Annotated in this window: 19 protein-coding genes; 13 read left to right on the forward strand and 6 right to left on the reverse strand. The window is 66.0% G+C overall.

Translation table 11 applies throughout. The annotated features are described in order from the left end of the window. The first annotated feature begins 43 nt into the window (after nt 1-43). From tsaE to tsaD, 4 genes are all read left to right on the forward strand, one after another. Complete coding sequence (gene tsaE, locus E4P29_RS20780) at nt 44-514, forward strand: tRNA (adenosine(37)-N6)-threonylcarbamoyltransferase complex ATPase subunit type 1 TsaE (protein WP_230074734.1); 471 nt, start codon at nt 44-46, stop codon at nt 512-514. A 115-nt stretch (nt 515-629) separates the two neighbouring features. Further along, nucleotides 630-1,304, forward strand: a complete 675-nt coding sequence (gene tsaB / locus E4P29_RS20785) for a tRNA (adenosine(37)-N6)-threonylcarbamoyltransferase complex dimerization subunit type 1 TsaB (protein ID WP_135047020.1) — start codon at nt 630-632, stop codon at nt 1,302-1,304. Further along, on the forward strand, nt 1,301-1,789 hold the full coding sequence (gene rimI, locus E4P29_RS20790; RefSeq protein WP_135047021.1) for a ribosomal protein S18-alanine N-acetyltransferase: 489 nt from the start codon (nt 1,301-1,303) through the stop codon (nt 1,787-1,789). Before tsaB ends, rimI begins: the two co-directional genes overlap by 4 nt. Beyond that, a complete protein-coding gene (gene tsaD, locus E4P29_RS20795; protein ID WP_135047022.1) occupies nt 1,786-2,823 on the forward strand; it encodes a tRNA (adenosine(37)-N6)-threonylcarbamoyltransferase complex transferase subunit TsaD in 1,038 nt (345 codons plus the stop codon). Before rimI ends, tsaD begins: the two co-directional genes overlap by 4 nt. Here the strand turns inward: tsaD and E4P29_RS20800 are convergent. Further along, nucleotides 2,808-4,484 (reverse strand): Hsp70 family protein, encoded by a 1,677-nt coding sequence (locus E4P29_RS20800; RefSeq protein ID WP_135047023.1) that lies wholly within the window; start codon nt 4,482-4,484, stop codon nt 2,808-2,810. The two genes, tsaD and E4P29_RS20800, sit on opposite strands and share 16 nt — an antisense overlap. A gap of 521 nt (nt 4,485-5,005) precedes the next feature. Here E4P29_RS20800 and groES point away from each other — a divergent pair. Further along, nucleotides 5,006-5,305 (forward strand): co-chaperone GroES, encoded by a 300-nt coding sequence (gene groES, locus E4P29_RS20805; RefSeq protein WP_008718149.1) that lies wholly within the window; start codon nt 5,006-5,008, stop codon nt 5,303-5,305. A gap of 98 nt (nt 5,306-5,403) precedes the next feature. Continuing rightward, entirely contained in the window at nt 5,404-7,017 is a 1,614-nt protein-coding gene (gene groL / locus E4P29_RS20810) for a chaperonin GroEL (protein ID WP_135047024.1), read from the forward strand. A gap of 80 nt (nt 7,018-7,097) precedes the next feature. On the opposite strand, the gene E4P29_RS20815 is transcribed toward groL, so the two are convergent. Then, nucleotides 7,098-7,391 carry a WhiB family transcriptional regulator gene (locus E4P29_RS20815; protein ID WP_027496361.1) on the reverse strand — a complete coding sequence of 98 codons (294 nt, stop codon included), beginning with the start codon at nt 7,389-7,391 and terminating at the stop codon, nt 7,098-7,100. A 207-nt stretch (nt 7,392-7,598) separates the two neighbouring features. Beyond that, on the reverse strand, nt 7,599-7,742 hold the full coding sequence (locus E4P29_RS26090; RefSeq protein WP_167735574.1) for a hypothetical protein: 144 nt from the start codon (nt 7,740-7,742) through the stop codon (nt 7,599-7,601). A gap of 335 nt (nt 7,743-8,077) precedes the next feature. Between E4P29_RS26090 and E4P29_RS20820 the strand changes: the two genes are divergently transcribed. From E4P29_RS20820 to E4P29_RS20830, 3 genes are all read left to right on the forward strand, one after another. Further along, nucleotides 8,078-8,920: a hypothetical protein gene (locus tag E4P29_RS20820; protein ID WP_135047025.1), complete on the forward strand. Its 843-nt coding sequence runs from the start codon at nt 8,078-8,080 to the stop codon at nt 8,918-8,920. A 135-nt stretch (nt 8,921-9,055) separates the two neighbouring features. After that, entirely contained in the window at nt 9,056-9,634 is a 579-nt protein-coding gene (locus E4P29_RS20825; protein WP_027496363.1) for a sigma-70 family RNA polymerase sigma factor, read from the forward strand. A 127-nt stretch (nt 9,635-9,761) separates the two neighbouring features. Beyond that, a complete protein-coding gene (locus E4P29_RS20830) occupies nt 9,762-10,643 on the forward strand; it encodes an anti-sigma-D factor RsdA (protein WP_245154439.1) in 882 nt (293 codons plus the stop codon). Nucleotides 10,644-10,772: 129 nt separating this feature from the next. Here E4P29_RS20830 and E4P29_RS20835 read toward each other — a convergent pair whose 3' ends face one another. After that, nucleotides 10,773-11,177 carry a DUF5319 domain-containing protein gene (locus E4P29_RS20835; protein WP_027496364.1) on the reverse strand — a complete coding sequence of 135 codons (405 nt, stop codon included), beginning with the start codon at nt 11,175-11,177 and terminating at the stop codon, nt 10,773-10,775. 300 nt (nt 11,178-11,477) lie between these two features. Here E4P29_RS20835 and guaB point away from each other — a divergent pair, with 300 nt between their 5' ends. The 4 genes from guaB to guaA all read left to right on the forward strand — a co-directional run bounded on the left by guaB (nt 11,478) and on the right by guaA (nt 17,780). Further along, nucleotides 11,478-13,001 (forward strand): IMP dehydrogenase, encoded by a 1,524-nt coding sequence (gene guaB / locus E4P29_RS20840; RefSeq protein ID WP_027496366.1) that lies wholly within the window; start codon nt 11,478-11,480, stop codon nt 12,999-13,001. Between the two features lie 55 nt (nt 13,002-13,056). Then, nucleotides 13,057-14,196: a GuaB3 family IMP dehydrogenase-related protein gene (locus E4P29_RS20845; RefSeq protein ID WP_094650125.1), complete on the forward strand. Its 1,140-nt coding sequence runs from the start codon at nt 13,057-13,059 to the stop codon at nt 14,194-14,196. A gap of 189 nt (nt 14,197-14,385) precedes the next feature. After that, entirely contained in the window at nt 14,386-16,140 is a 1,755-nt protein-coding gene (locus tag E4P29_RS20850) for a GMC family oxidoreductase (RefSeq protein WP_135047027.1), read from the forward strand. A gap of 50 nt (nt 16,141-16,190) precedes the next feature. Continuing rightward, nucleotides 16,191-17,780: a glutamine-hydrolyzing GMP synthase gene (gene guaA / locus E4P29_RS20855; RefSeq protein WP_135047028.1), complete on the forward strand. Its 1,590-nt coding sequence runs from the start codon at nt 16,191-16,193 to the stop codon at nt 17,778-17,780. A 5-nt stretch (nt 17,781-17,785) separates the two neighbouring features. On the opposite strand, the gene E4P29_RS20860 is transcribed toward guaA, so the two are convergent. Together E4P29_RS20860 and E4P29_RS20865 are read right to left on the reverse strand one after the other, a co-directional pair. Beyond that, nucleotides 17,786-18,043 (reverse strand): hypothetical protein, encoded by a 258-nt coding sequence (locus E4P29_RS20860; RefSeq protein WP_135047029.1) that lies wholly within the window; start codon nt 18,041-18,043, stop codon nt 17,786-17,788. Next, nucleotides 18,040-19,422, reverse strand: a complete 1,383-nt coding sequence (locus E4P29_RS20865; RefSeq protein ID WP_135047030.1) for a PspC domain-containing protein — start codon at nt 19,420-19,422, stop codon at nt 18,040-18,042. Before E4P29_RS20865 ends, E4P29_RS20860 begins: the two co-directional genes overlap by 4 nt. Between the last annotated feature and the right edge of the window lie 181 nt (nt 19,423-19,603).

The following is a 19,603-nucleotide window of genomic DNA, read 5'->3' on the forward strand; positions in this document are numbered from 1 at the left end:
GAGTCGACCGAACCCCCGGCTCGACCTGCCCGTCGAGGCCGAACTGGCGACGGCGACGGACACTGCCGAGTTCGGTGCTCGGCTCGCGGACATTCTGGTCGCCGGCGATCTCGTGGTACTCGACGGTCCGCTCGGTGCGGGGAAGACCGCGATGACCAAGGGGATCGCAGCTGGCCTCGGGGTGCACGGTCGCGTCACCTCGCCGACGTTCGTCATCGCCCGCGAGCATCGACCGGGCTTGCGCCCCAACGGTTTACCGCCTGTCGCCCTCGTGCACGTCGACGCCTACCGTCTGGGTATGACGGGACAGTCGGCGTTCGACGAGCTGGACGCGTTGGACCTCGATACCGATCTCGAGCACGCCGTCGTCGTCGTCGAGTGGGGCGAGGGCGTGGTGGAGACCCTGACGGATCAGCATGTCTCCGTGCGCTTGTCACGCGATCCGGAATCGGACGTCCGAAGGGTGAGTGCTCGCCGGGTGAACGGCGATGCGCTCGGTCGGCTGCCCGAGTGAGCGCCGCGACCCGGCGCGCCCGTAGCTGCAGTCGGCAAAGCGGGTACACCGGGTTCGTGGTTCCGCGGCTACGGGAGTGCTGGGTGCGACCACCGGGCGGGTAGCCTTGATCCTCGTGCTCGTACTTGCCGTGGACACCTCGACCCCTGCCGTCACCGCAGGTGTGGTGCGGTTGTCCGACTCCGCTGCCGACGGGGCAGATGTCACCACCGTCGCCACCCGCATCAAGATCGACGCGCGATCGCACGCCGAGGTTCTGACTCCCCACATCCTCGAATGCCTGGCCGAGGTCGGCATCGTTGCTGCCGATCTCGCGGCCGTCGTCGTGGGAGTGGGCCCCGGTCCGTACACCGGCCTGCGGGTGGGGATGGCGACCGCGGCCGCATTCGGTGATGCGCTCGGACTGCCGGTCCACGGTGTCTGCAGTCTCGACGCGATCGCGGCAGACGTCGACGAATCCGGGTCACTGTTGGTGGTCACGGACGCACGTCGGCGTGAGATCTATTGGGCACGTTACGAAGCCGGGGTTCGGGTAGCGGGCCCGGACGTGATCGCTCCGGCCGAACTGGAGCACGGAGGCGTCGACGCTGTTGCCGGTTCCGCGCCTCATGCCGCACTGTTCGGGTTGCCGGTGCGTGACGTGCAGGCCCCGTCCCCGGCAGGGTTGGTGCGGGTGGCTGCCACCGACATCGGCAGCGGGACCGCACCGGGACCGCTCGTTCCGCTCTATCTGCGGCGGCCGGATGCGAAGACCCTCGCCGAACGCGCAGCGGAGAAGGCCGCTCGATGACGGTGACGATCGAACCGATGACGGTGCACGACTGCGCACGATGCGCGTATCTCGAGACGGTGCTCTTCGAGGGTGACGACCCGTGGTCGGCAGACGCGTTCGTGGCGGAACTGGCTGCGCCGCACAATCATTACGTCACGGCGAAGGAGGCCGGCGAGATCGTCGGTTACGCGGGAATCTCTCTGCTGGGCCAGCCGAGCCGCGGCGCATTCGTCGTCGGTGAGGCCGAGGTGCACACCATCGGAGTCGATCCCGCGCACCATCGCCGGGGGATCGGCGGACGACTGTTGCGCGAATTGTTGCGCGTCGCCGACGATCACGGTGGGCCGGTGTTTCTCGAGGTCCGCACCGACAACGACCCGGCCATCGAGTTGTACCGACGTGAGGGCTTCGAAATCGTGGGTACCAGAGCGAAGTACTACCAGCCCAGCGGAGCCGATGCGTTCACGATGCGTCGGCCGGAGAAGACGGAGGCTGCCCGATGATCGTCATGGGCATCGAAAGCTCGTGCGACGAAACAGGAGTCGGCATAGTTCGCTGGCGCGACTCGGGTGTGTGCGAGTTGATGGCCGACGAGGTGGCATCCAGTGTCGAGGAGCACGCCCGGTACGGCGGCGTGGTGCCCGAGGTGGCGTCCAGGGCCCATCTCGAGGCCATGGTTCCGACGATGCGCCGCGCTCTCGCCGCCGCCGACATCGATCGTCCCGACGCGGTCGCAGTGACCATCGGGCCGGGATTGGCCGGTGCCTTGCTGGTCGGAGTTGCCGCTGCCAAGGCCTACGCGGCGGCGTGGGGCGTCCCCTTCTACGCCGTCAATCATCTGGGCGGCCACGTCGCGGTCGACACCCTCGAGCACGGTCCGATGCCGTCGTGCGTGGCACTTCTGGTCTCGGGTGGACATACTCATCTGTTGCACGTCGACGATCTGTCCAAGCCCATCGCGGAGCTGGGTACCACTGTCGACGACGCGGCCGGTGAGGCTTTCGACAAGGTGGCCCGCCTGCTCGGTCTGGGCTATCCGGGCGGTCCCGCGCTCGATGATGCTGCGCGCGAGGGCGATCCGACTGCGATTGCATTTCCCCGCGGAATGACCGGCCCGCGGGACGCCCGCTACGACTTCTCCTTCTCGGGGGTCAAGACGGCCGTGGCCCGCTTCGTCGAGGCCCGTCAGCGAGCCGGAGATCCGATTCCGGTCGCCGACATCGCGGCGTCGTTCCAGGAGTCCGTCGCGGATGTGCTGACGATGAAGGCGGTTCGTGCCGCGACCGACGTGAACGTCGACACCGTCGTTCTCGGTGGAGGTGCAACGGCAAACTCGCGCATTCGCTCGTTGATCGAATCACGGTGCGCCCACAACGGTTTGACGCTGCGAATTCCGAAGCCGCGGCTGTGTACCGACAACGGTGTCATGATTGCCGCCCTCGGTGCTCACCTGGTTGCCGGGGGCGCGGCACCGTCGGCTCTGACAGCTGTGACGGACCCCGGCCTGTCGGTCGCGACCAGTCAGGTACCCGGCTGAGCGGGCTCGGCGGTCCGCGGCGCAGCCGTATCGGGTGACGTTCGGGGTTCGACGATCTGACCGGACACCGGAGGCGGTGGTGACCAGACCGTCGGCGGAGCGGTCAATTCCGGAGTGGGATCCGAGCCACGGACGACCGTCGTGGGAACGGTGATCGATCCGGTCGGTATCTCCGAGCTTTCCGGAACCGACCCTGCCGAGGGCTGAGGTGTCGGTCCTGGGCTGAGTTCGATCGGGCCGGACGGCGTCGTGGGACCCGGAGTCTCACCCGGGGCCGGGGTCGGCTCGACGGGCGAGCTGGTGGTCGGCGCGGGCGTCGTCGTGGGCTCGGGCGAGACCGGCGTCGACGGTTCGGCGGTGACGCTGGTGCCCGCGTCGGGCGACGACGACTCCGGTGCCGGATCCATGGGCCAGTCGATACGCGGGAGGTCGGGAGCGGGTCGCAGCGTCGGCGTGCTGGTCGGTGGGGTGGACGCGGTGAGTCCGGACGTCGGACGCGTGGAATCGACCGTGGTCGCCGCGGGGCCGACCGGGTCTGCCGAGTCACGGGTGGAGGTCGGCGTATCACCGGGCGAGTAACCCTCCGCTGCGGGTTGTCCTGCGTCCCCGGATGCGACGGGTTCGGTGGCGCTACCGGCAGGGGACACGCTGGGGTCGTCTGCCGGGGTCATCGTCTGCAGGCCGTAGGCGAGAACCAGCCCGCCTGCGACGACGGCCGCAGCGATCGCACCCGAGTAGCGACCCATCCGCCCCGCAGTCCGGCGTGCGGCCGAGACCAGTGGGTAATCGTTGTCGGTCACCGATGCGGCGACCACGGCCGCGCCCACGGCGAGCACGGCATCCGGCTCGGGGAGGCGAACCATGCGTGCATGGAACATGTCGGTCAGAGACTTGGCCAGCAGCGGGATGTGGGCACCGCCGCCGATCAGCACGATGGCCTCGGGTTCGTGGGTGCTTTCGTCGAACACGCTGCGCACGAACTGCGCTGCCTCGTCGAAGAGGGGCGACGCAGCGGTCTCGAATGCAGTGCGGCTCACGGTGAGCGGTACGCCGCTGTATCGCTCGATGCGGGCTTCGTTCTCGTGGGAGAGCAGTTCCTTGATCGCCCGGTATCGCGCCGATCCGATTCCGCGGTCGTCGCGAATGTCGTCTCGAAGATTGTCGAGCGTCATGTTCTGGACGAGGTCCTTGACCAGTGCGTCGAGAACGACGCCGCCGATGGCCTCGGTTCGCCCGTAGGACAGAACGAGACCGTCGGTGCGGCGGGCGACGGTCACCGACAGCCCACTGGCTCCCAGGTCCACCAGCGCGATGGTGTCGTACCCGTCGACCAGACCGGTGGTGGCCAGATGTGCCGACGCGGCGGCGGATTCCGGAACGAGCCGAACGTCCCGCGTGGTGTGTGCGAGTGCAGCCCGGATGCGTGCCGCATGCTCTTCGGTTCGGTAGGTGAATGCGATGGAATCGGGCTCGCGGTTGCCGGGAACGAGGGAGGCCATCAGCTCGACTGCGGACGTCACGAGGTCGCCGACATCGATCTTCGCTTGGCGATCAGCCGAGACCGTGCGGTATTCGACTGCATGGCTGCCGTCGGATTCGACGGTGACCAGGGCTGCGCACACGCCCTCGGATCCGGTGGATACACCGACTCCTACCCTCATGGTGTACCTCCGCCCCGTTGTCCGCGCGTGGGAACCGTTCGGTTCCGACGATGTCGTGCAGTGCCTCTCCTGTGTCCAGTCGTGGCACGGCTGTCGATCGTTATCGTTCGGACAGCTCCGTTATCGTAACGTTACCGATCCTGTTGCGCGACCGTAATAATCTGCTCGGTAGGTTACCTCCGCGGCTCGAGTGCGGCCTCACCTGCATCTTCGGCAGTGTCGCGGCGTCGAGAAAAAAGTGTGAAAACCACCGTGTCGCGTGCCGAGGCAACCGGTGTGGGTCGGGTGGAAGTGCGATTCGGCCGAGTCGGTCGCCCGAAGGCAAGCCTGGCGAACCCAGCCCTTGAGTGCTGGCACTCTCGTGTATAGAGTGCTAGTTGGCACCGAGCGAAGTCCCGGCACCCGCGACGACGGGACCGAGTTTCGTGCCGAGTTTGTCAGGACCGCACGAGAAGTACTTACACACAGCTGTCCGGGGATCCGACCCCGGACGCGTACCCCATAACTTTGGAGGGCTCAACGTGGCGAGCGTGAAAATCAAGCCGCTCGAGGACAAGATCCTCGTCCAGGCCAACGAGGCCGAGACGACGACCGCCTCCGGTCTGGTCATCCCCGACACAGCCAAGGAGAAGCCTCAGGAGGGCACCGTCGTCGCCGTTGGCGAAGGCCGTGTCACCGAGAAGGGCAACCGAATCCCGGTCGACGTCAAAGAAGGTGACACCGTCATCTACAGCAAGTACGGCGGCACCGAGATCAAGTACGCCGGCGAGGAGTACCTGATTCTGTCGGCACGCGACGTGCTGGCAGTCATCGCCAAGTAGGCCACAACGCATCCCGCCCCGGAATCCGATTTCAGTGTCGGTCCCGGGGCGGAGTGCGTTCGATCGAGTTTCTTTACTCGAAGGAGTAACACCGAAACATGGCAAAGCAAATCCAATTCAACGAGGAAGCGCGCCGCTCTCTCGAGCGCGGCGTCGACAAGCTCGCCGACGCAGTCAAGGTCACTCTCGGACCGCGTGGTCGCCACGTCGTCCTCTCCAAGGCCTTCGGTGGCCCCACGGTCACCAACGACGGTGTGTCGATCGCTCGTGAAATCGACCTGGAAGATCCGTTCGAGAACCTCGGCGCCCAGTTGGTCAAGAGTGTCGCCACCAAGACGAACGACGTCGCAGGCGACGGCACCACCACTGCGACCGTTCTCGCACAGGCTCTCGTCCGCGGCGGACTGAAGAACATCGCCGCCGGAGCGAACCCGATCGCGCTGGGCACGGGCATCTCCAAGGCAGCCGACAAGGTTGCCGAGGCGCTGCTCGCCGCCGCCACCCCGGTCGAGGGCAAGCAGGCCATCGCTCAGGTTGCCACCGTGTCCTCGCGGGATCCCGAGATCGGTGAACTCGTCGGTGAGGCGCTCACCCGCGTCGGCGCAGACGGCGTCGTCACCGTCGAGGAGTCCTCGACACTGCTCACCGAGCTGTCGGTCACCGAGGGCGTCCAGTTCGACAAGGGCTACCTCTCGCCGTACTTCGTCACCGATGTCGACACGCAGGAAGCTGTGCTCGAGGACGCCTACGTCCTGCTCTACCGCGAGAAGATCACCTCGCTTCCCGACTTCCTCCCGCTGTTGGAGAAGGTTGCCGAGAGCGGCAAGCCGTTGCTGATCATCGCCGAGGACACCGAGGGCGAGGTTCTGTCGACTCTGGTCGTGAACTCGATCCGCAAGACGATCAAGGCCGTTGCCGTCAAGGCTCCGTTCTTCGGCGACCGTCGCAAGGCGTTCCTCGACGACCTCGCAGTCGTCACTGCAGGCCAGGTCATCACTGCAGATGTCGGTCTGAGCCTGAAGGAAGCCGGCCTCGAGCTGCTCGGCCGCGCGCGTCGCGTCGTCGTCACCAAGGACGAGACGACCATCGTCGACGGTGCCGGCTCGCAGGACGACATCGATGCCCGCGTCGGCCAGCTGCGTCGCGAGATCGAGAACACCGACTCCGAGTGGGATCGTGAGAAGCTCGAAGAGCGGCTCGCGAAGCTCTCCGGCGGCATTGCCGTCATCAAGGTCGGTGCCGCAACCGAGACCGAGCTCAAGGAACGCAAGTTCCGCGTCGACGATGCTGTTGCAGCGGCCAAGGCCGCAGTGGAAGAAGGCATCGTTCCCGGTGGTGGTTCCGCTCTGACGCAGGCCGCGTTGTCGCTGGCCGACGATCTCGGCCTCACCGGTGACGAAGCCACCGGCGTCGCAGTGGTGCGCACTGCACTGAACGCACCGCTGTTCTGGATCGCCACCAATGCCGGCATCGACGGTTCCGTCGTCGTCAGCAAGGTGGCCGAGTTGCCGAAGGGACACGGTTTCAACGCCGCGACCTTGACGTACGGCGACCTGCTTGCCGACGGTGTGGTGGATCCGGTGAAGGTGACCCGATCCGCCGTGGTCAACGCCGCATCCGTCGCGCGCATGATCCTGACGACGGAGAGCTCCATCGTCGAGAAGCCCGAAGAGGAATCCGAGGCCGCATCCGGCCACGGACACGCTCACTGAGTCACGGGTAGTACGACGAAGCCCCCAACCCGAACGGGTTGGGGGCTTCGTCGCGTGTGCAGCTCTTGAATGTCGTGCGCTCAGACCGCGATGCGGCGGCGGTTGTGCCGGGCGTGTAGTTCGCGCTCCGTCTCGGACATCCCTCCCCAGATGCCGTACGGCTCGCTGACGTTGAGTGCGTGTGTGCGGCACTGAGCGAGTACCGGACAGCTGCGGCACATCTCTTTGGCGCGCATCTCTCGCTGTGCTCGCGCCCGACCCCGCTCGCCGTCGGGGTGGAAGAACATGGACGAGTCGACGCCACGGCACAAGCCGTGCATCTGCCAATCCCAAATATCGGCGTTCGGCCCAGGGAGGTGGTTCGGCTGCGGCATGGAAACTCCTAGGGTGGTGTGGCTTCGACGGATTCGTGATCCGAACAGCGACAACGTTATGTGGGTCGACGAAATCGAGTCAATAGAGCTCGATCGTGGGCAAATGCATAGCGGAAGGGCAAAGAATTAACACGCTCGATATTTACTTCGAGCCGGTCCCATGTGTGCTCCTCCGGTTGAGAAATCGGCCGAGTCGGGAGACGATGCTCATGGTCCGATGCGGCAGAGGATCGACCGTGACGTGTCGGCGCAAGCCGGCACCACTTCGAATCCCAGCACCCGTTTTCCGAAGAACTGCAGCTCGAAGGCGTTCTCGCGGAAGGCCGAGCGATTGCCGGTCGGGTTCGGCACCGCTGCGCAACCCGTCGAATGGATCGAGCACGGTGTCGGTCGTTCCTATCGAACGGTTCCGATCGGCGGATCCGAATGTGCCCGACGCATTCTTGTTCGACTCCGATAAACGACCCGCCGTTTAACCCATTCGCCACACAGCGTTCAGATAACTGTTTCCGAAACAACACCTATTCACATTGTTAATTCTGGGAAAACTGCAGCGGCGTCCTGAAAGGCCGTCGTGAATGCGACAGCCGCCAGGCGCGACATTCGCATTCGTGGGTTGCGGCGTCTGGCGTTCTCGGGTGGCACGGCGTGTGCCTGCCGTCCAGCTGTGGACATACCCTGACGTCGTGCACAGTTTTTCGAGGTCGTCGACCGCCACCGGAGGGTCCGACAGCGGCGGGCTCGAGCTGAGAGAGGCTGCGTTCGGAGCCGACCCCGGTAGAACCGACCTCCCGGCGGCCACAGATGCGCGGCAGAGTTGGTACCGCGGCGTCGCGCTGGCCGGCCAGGGTCGGTACAACGCTGCCCGGGTCGAGCTCCGGCGATTCCGACCGACGTCGCCGGCACTCGAGTCCCTGTACGAGTCGACCAGGGCGTCATGGCTACGCCAGGTCGGCCGACACCGGCTCGCCCGTGGGTTCGACGGAAGGGCAGTGTTCGTCATCGGGCTCACCGGCGAGGCGCGCACGACGGACACGGTGGAGGCCCGCAGCGATGCCCTGGTCGGATTGGCGGCAGACGCACTGGGTACCGGCCGATTCGGATTCGCGGATGCGTTCTTGGCGCGCAATGCAGAGCTGCTCTCGGTGCCCGGCGTGTCGGACCTGTGGCGTCCGGCACTCCGCGCGCAGTGGGTGGCAGCCGAGCTGGCGATGATGCGTGGAGACGGCACTGGAGCGCTCCGACACGCCGAGTTCGCTCGTGCACTTGCCGCCGACACCGATTCGTTACGGCACCGCATCAAAACCGATCTGGTGATGGCGGCGGCCCTGAGCTGCGCCGGTGCGACCGAGCGTGCATGCGCAGGGGCCGTCGACGTGGCCTGTGCTGCGGCGATGCACGGTTTACTGCCCTTGCGTTGGGCCGCGACGATGCTGTGCGAAGGAACCGGGGGAGCGGATTCGGACATGGTGTCGGCACGCGAGCTGGGAGCCGCACTCCAACGACTGGGCGGATCCGCGGTCGGTTGACCTGGACCGCAGCCGGGCACGGACCGAGCGGTTCGATTGCAGGCCGTCGGTGTCGCTATCCTTGGTTCGTTCCACCACCACGTGGAAGCGCTCCCAGGCGGGTGCGTACCTGTAACGCGGGGAAATTTGTCGACGATGAACAGTGCGGGTGAGGAGTTGGACTCTTTCGTCGTTGCCGCAGCGCAAGGCGATCGACTGGCTCTGTCCCGGGTCTTGGAATTCATCCGACCACTCGTCGTCCGGTATTGCCGGGCTCGAGTCGGTTCGGCTGAGCGTGGTCAGCTTTCGGCCGACGACGTGGCGCAGGAGGTCTGTTTGGCAGTCATGACCGCCTTGCCGCGTTACCAGGATCAAGGTCGTCCGTTCATGGCATTCGTGTACGGCATCGCGGCGCACAAGGTCGCAGATGCTCATCGCAGTGCCTCGCGTAACAAATCGGACCCGGCCGCCGAAGTACCAGATGTCGTCTCGACAGAACACGGTCCGGAGCAGCGAGCTCTGGAATCCGAGTCGAGTCGTCAGATGACTGCACTACTGGACACCTTGCCCGCCAAGCACCGCGAGATTCTGGTGCTCCGACTCATCGTCGGATTGTCGGCCGAGGAGACAGCAGCTGCGGTCGGCAGCACTGCAGGCGCTATCCGCGTGGCTCAGCACCGAGCTATCGCAAAACTGAAGAACGAAGTTGTGAGAGCAGGTGAAATGTATGGCTAGGGACAATGGTCACGGTGGCCCCGGTGAGACCCCGCGTCGCGGAATCTCGCGAATCGGAGAGCACGTGACACCCACTGGACCGAAGCAGAACGATCCCTATGCCGACATCGGCGCAGACGGTGGTCCCGTGGACCTCGTCGCCGTTCGTCGTGACGATGCCTTCATCGACGCGATCAGTGGTGACGGACCGATCGCAACCGATGATGCGGACGATTACCAACTCGCGCTCCTGCTCGCCAATTGGCGAGCGGACGTGATCACACCGTCCATGCCGGCCGGTCCTTCTCTCGACACCGTTGTGGCGGCCGTCGAGCGCGAGAAGATGGCTGCCGACATGGCGCGATCCAGCGCTGCGAACCGCGGGGGCCGGATGCGTCTGTTGCGTCCTCTCGCCGGTGCCGCCGCCGCGATCGCGGTGGTGATGGGCGGTCTGGTGGTCATCTCGTACAACTCGACGCCCGAGGATCCGCTGTGGAGCGTCAAGTCGGTCGTGTTCTCCGAGCAGGCCGATTCGACTGTCGCGCAGATAGATACGACGTCGAAGCTGCAGGAGGCGGAGAACCTTCTGTCGTCCGGCGATGCCGACGCTGCCCGCGCTCTTCTCGACGGTGCATCGAACCGCAGTTCTGCGGTCATCGACGATGCTCAGCGAGCCGAACTCGACCAGTGGCTGGCCCGTTTGCTGCAGGAGTTGCAGGCGTTGACGGTGCCTCCTGTGCTACCCCCGATGGGTGCGGTCCCGTCCGTCCCGTTGCCGGTTCCGAGCCAGGACCCCTTGCTGCCGACGGCTCCGATCGAGACGGTTGCACCGGAGTCCACCGCGGTTCCGAGCACGCCGAATCCGGAAACGACGACACCGGTCAGCCCGCCCGTCACGACGAGCCCGAGTCCGACGACGACCGACGCCACGCCGACGGTGCTCGACAACCCGAATCAGCCGACGGCCACCGCCAGTGGCAGTTCGTCCGAGAACCGCGACCGGATGTCGGTTCCGTCCGGCGGAAGCTGAGCGACCGGCCCTGTTCGCGAGCGGCACAGTTCGCCACCGGCCCTGTTCGACGACGGAGAAGTCCGCAGACAACGAAGAAGCCCGACACGATCATCGTGTCGGGCTTCTTCGTTCGTCTGGCGGATGGTCTCAGCTCTCGAAACCGTCTCCGTGCAGAGCGTCGTTCATGGATGCATCGGCGAAACCGCGGCAGTAGTCCCAGGTGACGTACGCGTCGGGCACCGGGTCGTAGGCCGGCTCGTGCGGACGCACGGTGCCGTCGACGAGGAGCTGCAACAGATTGGCTCGCAGCATGTCCCAGTCGTGGTAGTGGTCCTGCTGGCAGTCCTCGCAGCACACGACGAGTCCACGAATACCGCGGTGGCCCAGGAGTGCCTCGTAGACAGCGAGGTCAGCCAGGTCCTCTTCCACGGCCAGTCGTTCTTGGGGATCGAGAGGCTGGCCGGGCTCGATTGCATCGAGGGCGGCCGACGGGTCGGCTGGGTCTCCGGCGAACGGATCCGGGGGTAGACCGGGAGGCAGTTGATCGCGCACGCCTCCACGGTACGCAGAACTGGTGGGTCTGCGCCAGCCGTTCGACCGCGACATGCCGGACGATCCGTACCGCCGACCCCCGTACGGTCTGCGATTCGGTGCCTCCGAGTGTCCGCAGCGGGAGGCGTGCGCACTGATTGTCCCGCAGGCCGATACCATGGTTCACGGCGCTGAACAGATGAGTGCAAGTGCCGAAACTCCATCCGTTCTCCAACACCGCACCGCGGTGCGCCTGCGAGCTCTCACCGGCCGCATGCCGCGCCCACGATGCAACCAGGCTCTAGGGAGGGCCAGATTCGTATGAGTAGTCCCGGAGCCCACGTCCGCACAGGCGGCGACGATCCCAACAAGGTCGCGATGCTCGGCCTCACGTTCGACGACGTCCTGCTGCTGCCGGCCGCTTCGGATTTGATCCCCAGCGCCGTGGACACGTCCAGTCAGATCACCCGCGAGATCAGATTGCGAGTTCCGCTGGTCAGTTCTGCGATGGATACCGTCACCGAAGCGCGGATGGCCATTGCGATGGCACGTGCAGGCGGCATGGGTGTGTTGCACCGCAATCTCTCGCTGCACGATCAGGCGTCTCAGGTCGAGACCGTCAAGCGCTCGGAGGCCGGGATGGTCACCGATCCGGTCACCTGCAAGCCCACCGACTCGCTGGCCGAGGTCGACGCGATGTGCGCGCGCTTCCGTATTTCGGGGCTCCCGGTCACCGACGAGACCGGTGCGCTGGTCGGCATCATCACCAACCGCGACATGCGGTTCGAGGTGGATCAGAACCGTCGCGTCGCCGACGTCATGACGAAAGCTCCGTTGATCACCGCGCAGGAAGGGGTCACCGCCGAAGCGGCCCTCGGCCTACTGCGTCGCCACAAGATCGAGAAGCTACCGATCGTCGACGGCAAAGGCGCACTCACCGGCCTGATCACGGTGAAGGACTTCGTCAAGACCGAGCAGCACCCCGACGCCACCAAGGACCGTGACGGTCGTCTGCTGGTCGGCGCGGCAGTGGGCGTCGGGCAGGATGCGTGGGCCAGGTCGATGGCACTGACCGATGCCGGTGTCGACGTCATCATCGTCGACACCGCGCACGGCCATAATTCCCAGGTCCTCGAGATGGTCAGCAAGCTCAAGGCAGAGGTGGGCGATCGTGTTCAGGTCGTGGGTGGAAACGTCGCCACCCGCGCGGGCGCACTCGCTCTCGTCGAGGCCGGTGCAGACGCGGTGAAGGTGGGCGTCGGACCCGGATCGATCTGCACCACCCGCGTGGTCGCCGGCGTCGGGGCCCCGCAGATCACCGCCATCCTCGAAGCCGTGGCCGCATGCAAGCCGCACGGTGTGCCGGTCATCGCCGACGGCGGTATGCAGTTCTCCGGTGACATCGCCAAAGCACTCGCTGCCGGCGCGTCGACCGCGATGCTCGGATCGTTGCTGGCCGGCACCGCCGAGTCTCCGGGCGAGCTGATCCTGGTCGGTGGCAAGCAGTTCAAGAGCTACCGCGGCATGGGCTCGCTCGGTGCGATGCAGGGACGCGGGGGAGCGAAGTCGTTCTCGAAGGACCGCTACTTCCAGGACGACGTGCTGGCCGAGGACAAGCTCGTTCCCGAGGGTATCGAGGGACGCGTCCCGTACCGGGGTCCGTTGAATCAGGTCATCCATCAGCTCACCGGTGGGTTGCGCGCTGCCATGGGCTACACCGGGTCGACGTCCATCGAGCACCTGCAGCAGGCTCAGTTCGTGCAGATCACCGCGGCCGGTCTCAAGGAGAGCCACCCGCACGACATCACGATGACCGCTGAGGCTCCGAACTACACCACCCGATAGTCGCGTCGGCCCCTGGTGGCCGAACGATTCGCTCTCGAAGTAGAAAGGTGCGCGCGTGCGCGACCTCGTTGAAATCGGCATGGGCAGAGAAGCCCGTCGCACCTACCAGCTGGACGACGTCGATATCGTGCCGTCTCGGCGCACTCGGTCGTCGAAGGAGGTCTCGACTGCCTGGCAGCTCGACGCGTACCGCTTCGACATCCCGGTGCTCGCCCATCCGACCGATGCGTTGGTCTCGCCTGCGTTCGCCATCGAGCTCGGTCGGCAGGGCGGGCTCGGGGTGATCAACGGCGAGGGGCTGTGGGCGCGGCACGCCGACGTGCAGGCCAAGCTCGACCAGTTGATCCACATCGCCGAGACCGATCTCGATCCCGACGCGCCGATCGCGTTCCTGCAGGAACTGCACGCGGCACCGTTGCAGCCCGATCTGCTGGCCGCCGCGGTCGGCCAGGTGCGGGATGCAGGCGTCACCGTCGCTGTACGAGTGAGCCCGCAGAACGCCCGTGCCCTGACGCCCGCGCTGATCGCGTCGGGTCTGGATCTGCTGGTCATTCAGGGCACGATCATCTCTGCCGAGCACGTTGCGCACGGCGACGACGAGCCGCTCAACCTCAAGACGTTCATCGCCGAACTCGACGTTCCTGTCATCGCCGGTGGCGTCAGCGATCACCGCACCGCGTTGCACCTGATGCGCACGGGTGCGGCCGGTGTCATCGTGGGCTACGGCTCCGTCGAAGGCGGCACGACCACCGGTGAGGTGCTCGGCATCGGTGTTCCGATGGCCACTGCGATCGCCGACGCGGCAGCTGCACGTCGGGACTACCTGGACGAGACCGGTGGACGCTACGTGCACGTCATCGCCGACGGTGACATCACCACCTCCGGCGCGTTGGCCAAGGCCATCGCCTGCGGAGCCGACGCTGCGGTTCTCGGAGCTCCGTTGGCCGTGGCCGCCGAGGCTCCCGGTGGCGGTTGGTACTGGCCGTCCGCCGCGGCGCATCCGTCGATGCCGCGTGGAGCGTTGCTGCCGATGTCCGCGGGGGAGCGTCCGAGCCTCGATCAGGTGCTGCACGGACCGTCGCGTGAGTCGTACGGCTCGATCAATCTGGTGGGTGGGCTGCGTCGCTCGATGGCGAAGTCGGGCTACTCCGATCTGAAGGAATTTCAGAAGGTGGGCCTGAACGTTCGGGCCTGACACAACTTCCCATTTCACAGGGCGCGCACCCGATTCTCGGGTGCGCGCCCTGTGTCGTTCGTCGGGCAGGTTCCGGTAAGCCGACCCTCGGTTGGTGATACCTTCGGTAACAGCTAGAATCGCTTGTGGCGGTAGTCACACAGCGATGTGCATACTGTTCGACAGGTAACGGACGTAGCGGAGGTCACCATGGGTTCAGCTGGACGCGCAACGGATTACGACGTTCTCATCGTCGGCTCGGGCTTCGGTGGAAGCGTCACCGCGCTTCGGCTGGTGGAGAAGGGATACCGCGTCGGGATCCTCGAGGCCGGGCAGCGATTCGAGGACAAGGACTTCGCCAAGAACAGCTGGGATCTCAAGCGCTTCCTGTGGGCACCCAAGCTGGGTCTGTACGGCATCCAGCGGGTGCATCTGTTGCGCGACTGCCTGATCCTCGCCGGTGCAGGGGTCGGCGGCGGATCGCTGAACTACGCGAACACGCTCTACAAGCCGCAGGCACCGTTCTTCGAGGACAAGCAGTGGGCGCACATCACCGACTGGAGCAGTGAGCTCTCCCCGTTCTACGACCAGGCAACCCGCATGCTGGGTGTCGTGCGTAACCCGCACATGACCCCCGCCGACGAGGTGATGAAGTCGGTGGCCGAGGACATGGGCGTCGCCGACACGTTCATTCAGACCCCTGTCGGCGTCTTTTTCGGCGACGAACCCGGCAAGACCGTCCCCGACCCGTACTTCGGCGGTGCCGGCCCCGAGCGCACCGGATGTATCGAATGCGGCGAGTGCATGACCGGGTGCCGCCACGGTGCCAAGAACACCCTGCTGAAGAACTACCTCGGCCTGGCCGAACGTGCCGGAGCCGAGATCGTGCCGATGACGACGGTCACCGGACTGCATCCTCGGTCCGACGGCACCTGGGACGTCGACACCGAGCGCACCGGAGCGCGTCTGCGCAAGGGTCGCAAGACGTACAGCGCTGCCAATGTCGTGCTGGCAGCGGGCACCTGGGGCACGCAGAATCTTTTACACAAGATGAAGGACACGGGCACGTTGCCGCGGTTGTCGGACACTCTCGGTGAGCTGACCCGCACCAACTCCGAGTCGATCGTCGGAGCCGCGAAGCTGGCGGTCGATCCCGACATGGATCTCACCCGGGGCGTCGCCATCACGTCCTCGTTCCACCCCAGCCCCAACACCCACATCGAACCGTGCCGCTACGGCAAGGGCTCCAACGCGATGGGCATGCTGCAGACCTTGATGACCGACGGCGGAGGGAAGATCCCGCGCTGGCTCAAGTTCGTCTTCGCGCTCATCGCCCATCCGATCCAGTTCGTCCGCGTCGTCAACGTCCGGCACTGGAGCGAGCGGACCATCATCGCGCTGGTGATGCAGAACCTCGACAACTCGATCACCACGTTCACCAAGCGGGGCCCCTTCGGCCGCAAGATCTCCAGCCGCCAGGGACACGGACAGCCCAACCCGACATGGATTCCCGAGGGCAACGACGCCACTCGGCGCATCGCGAAGAAGATCGGCGGCGTCGCAGGCGGGACGTGGGGCGAGCTGTTCAACATCCCGCTCACCGCACACTTCCTCGGCGGGTGCGCTATCGGAGAGGACGCCCAGCACGGCGTCATCGACCCGTACCACCGCGTCCACGGCTACCCGACCCTCAGCGTGGTCGACGGTGCGGCAGTCTCGGCCAACCTCGGAGTCAACCCGTCGCTGACCATCAGCGCGCAGGCCGAGCGGTCCGCTGCACTGTGGCCGAACAAGGGCGAGCTGGACCTGCGTCCGGCGCAGGGCCAGCCCTACCAGCGACTCGATCCGATCGCTCCGAACTCGCCCGTCGTGCCCGTCGACGCACCCGGCGGCCTGCGGCTGCCGATCGTGCAGATCAGGTCCGGTTCGGCGGCCACGCCCGTCGAACATTCGGGTGTCGCGTGAGCGATTCGGGTGCTGCGAGCACACCGAATCCGTCCCACTAGACTGGCCAGGTGACCGACTCCTCTGCACACGATCCCGCACACGCACGGCCGGTTCTGGTCGTCGATTTCGGAGCCCAGTACGCACAGCTGATCGCCCGCCGGGTGCGCGAGGCCAGCGTGTACTCCGAGGTCATCTCGCACACCGCGACCGCCGAGGAGATCGCCGCCAAGGACCCCGTTGCTCTCGTGCTGTCCGGCGGGCCGTCCAGCGTCTACGCCGAGGGTGCACCCGAACTCGACTCCGCCCTACTCGAACTGGGCGTCCCGGTGTTCGGTATCTGCTACGGGTTCCAGGCCATGGCGCAGGCGCTCGGCGGAACCGTCGAGCACACCGGAACACGTGAGTACGGGCGTACTCAGCTCAGCGTCGACGGCGGCCGCCTGCACGACGGTCTGCCTTCCACCCAGCCGGTCTGGATGAGTCACGGTGACGCGGTCACCGCTGCTCCCGACGGCTTCACCGTCACCGCGACCAGTGCCGGGGCTCCGGTTGCTGCCTTCGAGAACGAAGAGAAGCGGATGGCGGGCGTGCAGTACCACCCCGAGGTACTCCACTCACCACACGGACAGCAGGTCCTGAGCCGATTCCTGCACGAGACCGCCGGAATCAAGCCGGACTGGACCGCCGCGAACATTGCCGACGCGCTGGTCGACGCTGTCCAGGAACAGGTCGGTCCGACGGGCAAGGCGATCTGCGGCCTGTCCGGTGGTGTCGATTCCGCGGTGGCCGCGGCACTGGTGCAGCGTGCGATCGGTGATCGGCTCACCTGTGTCTTCGTCGACCACGGCTTGCTGCGCGCGGGCGAGCGGGAGCAGGTGCAGCAGGACTTCGTAGCCGCGACCGGTGCCAAGCTCGTCACCGTCGACGCGGTCGACACCTTCCTCGGCGCCCTCGAAGGCGTGTCGGACCCGGAGGAGAAGCGCAAGATCATCGGCCGTGAGTTCATTCGCAGTTTCGAGGGTGCCGTTGCCGAGGTGTTGGGCGAGAACGCCGAGCACGGTGACACCGTCGAGTTCCTGGTGCAGGGCACCCTGTACCCGGACGTCGTGGAGTCCGGTGGCGGTTCGGGTACCGCGAACATCAAGAGCCATCACAACGTCGGCGGTCTGCCCGACGACCTGCAGTTCGCGTTGGTCGAGCCGTTGCGGGCGCTGTTCAAGGACGAGGTGCGCGCCGTCGGACGCGAGCTGGGCCTGCCCGAGGACATCGTCGGCAGACAGCCGTTCCCGGGACCGGGACTGGCCATTCGCATCGTCGGCGAGATCACCGCGGACCGACTGGCGACGTTGCGTCATGCGGATTCGATTGTCCGAGAAGAGCTTACGGTCGCGGGCCTGGATCAGCAGATCTGGCAGTGCCCGGTGGTGTTGCTGGCCGACGTGCGCAGCGTCGGCGTGCAGGGAGACGGTCGCACCTACGGCCACCCCATCGTGTTGCGTCCGGTGTCGAGCGAGGATGCGATGACCGCGGACTGGACCCGGTTGCCGTACGACGTGCTGGAAACGATTTCGACTCGGGTGACCAACGAGGTTCCGGAGGTCAACCGAGTCGTACTCGACGTCACGAGCAAGCCGCCGGGCACCATCGAGTGGGAGTAGCGGGTTCAGTGCTTTCTGCTGGGACCCAGCAGTAAGGCCGCACCCACCACGACCGCAGCGATGACGAACACCCAGCGGAACTGAACCTCGGCCAGGGCGGTGACGGCGTCCTGGCCGATCAGCGCGGCGATCGCCACGATCAGCGCGGCAAGTCCGGCGAGGAACAACGGAGCCGACGGGCCTTTTCTGCTCGAACTCTGCGCCGCGGTGTCCGAAGAACTGTCTCCGTGGCCATGGTCGGTGTGAATGCCGTTGTCGCTCATTGCTGCACCACTTTCAGTTCTCCGAATGTCGCATCGCCCTCGATCGTCAAGACCGGCGCGTCGGGTCGTGCGTCCTTTCCGGCGCGGACGCCGGGATCACCGCACTCGGCCGAACCGAATTCGGCGTTGCATCTGGTCTCGATGCTCATCGTGCTCGGTACGGTCACCACGGCACTGCCGAACGTCACATCGATCGTCACCGTCTTGTTCTCGGTGAGCGTCAGGCCGGTGAGGTCGAGATCCAATTCACCGAAGCCGACGTCGTAGGCCGGGGCAAGTGCGGTGGCGGTGAGTGGGGCCACCCGTTGCGCGCCCGACACACTGTCGTCCAGATTCACTGGCCCGACAACCGATGCGAGAACGACGAACCCGGCCAGCGGCGCGCCGACGACCAACAGGCCGTAGCCCTTTCGCAGAAATGCACCCAGGATCAGCCCCACCGCGATGATCGACAACGCGACGGCACCGACGCGGCCCGGCGTGATCCACTCGGAACCTGTCAGCGCTCCGAATCCGGTGGTGACGGCAGCGCCGAGCAATGCAAGGCCGAGAAAGCTTGCCGTCCAACGCGATCGACGCTTACGTTCGATCGCTGCCGGTGGGAAGGTGCCGGCCGGTTCGGGGAGATCCCACGCAAACGGTGCCACTCCCAACGGGTCCCACGACGGAGGTGTCATGGCCTGGGGTGGGGTCGGAACGGTGGAGGCAGGCGTTCCCTCTGCGAGGGTGTTCTTGGTGAGGTCGACGGTCGGCGCAGTACCGGATTCCGATACTTCCTGCCGTGTCGGCTCGTAGCTCTTGGGCAGCGTCGTGTACGGGGTGTACTGCTCGTACTGAAACTGCGGCGGCCGGTATTGCGCGGCGGACCACTGCTCCGCGGAGGTGGTGGTCGAGCCGAAGGGGGTCGGTGCGTACTGCTGCCTGGTTAATTCCGCTGTTCGCAGGTACGGCGGCGGCTCGGGGCAGCGCTGGTGAAGCAACCACAGTCCGCCGAGCATCGCCGCGAGAGAGATCACGCCGGACCCGCCGAGACCCACCCCGGCCGGACCGAGCGTCGACAGTGCAATCACCAACGCGACGGCCACGACGACGGTCTTGGTCGTCGAATCGGAGCTGTGCCCGCGGCCCACCATGGATTCGACCCCTGAGGCGGAGTCTCCGGCGCGGCTCAGAACCAGCCACGCCGCCAGGTACAGCACGATTCCGGTGCCGCCGAAGAGGGTGGAGACGACGAATGCGACCCGGATCAGTACGGGGTCGACGTCGTATCGGTAGCCGATACCGGCTGCTACACCCGCCACGTGTCCGCGTTGCGGCAAGCGGTGCGGACGGGTGCGCCACATCTGCTGTAGCTGATCCGAGACGGTCACGTTGTTCATGACAACCATCGTGTCGGCTGGAACCTCGGAACACATCAGGGATTCCCCTGATCTCGTACCCCGGACTTGCGCCCGGATCTGTTGCAGGCCGAAAGATCAGGGCGAACCCTGATGCGGTATCACCCCCGGCCGTGCCAGGATCGTGGGCGTGCACCCTGTCGACAATCCAGTCGTTGACGCC

The sequence above is a fragment of the Rhodococcus sp. 1R11 genome, from assembly GCF_004563845.1.
GTDB lineage: Bacteria > Actinomycetota > Actinomycetes > Mycobacteriales > Mycobacteriaceae > Rhodococcoides.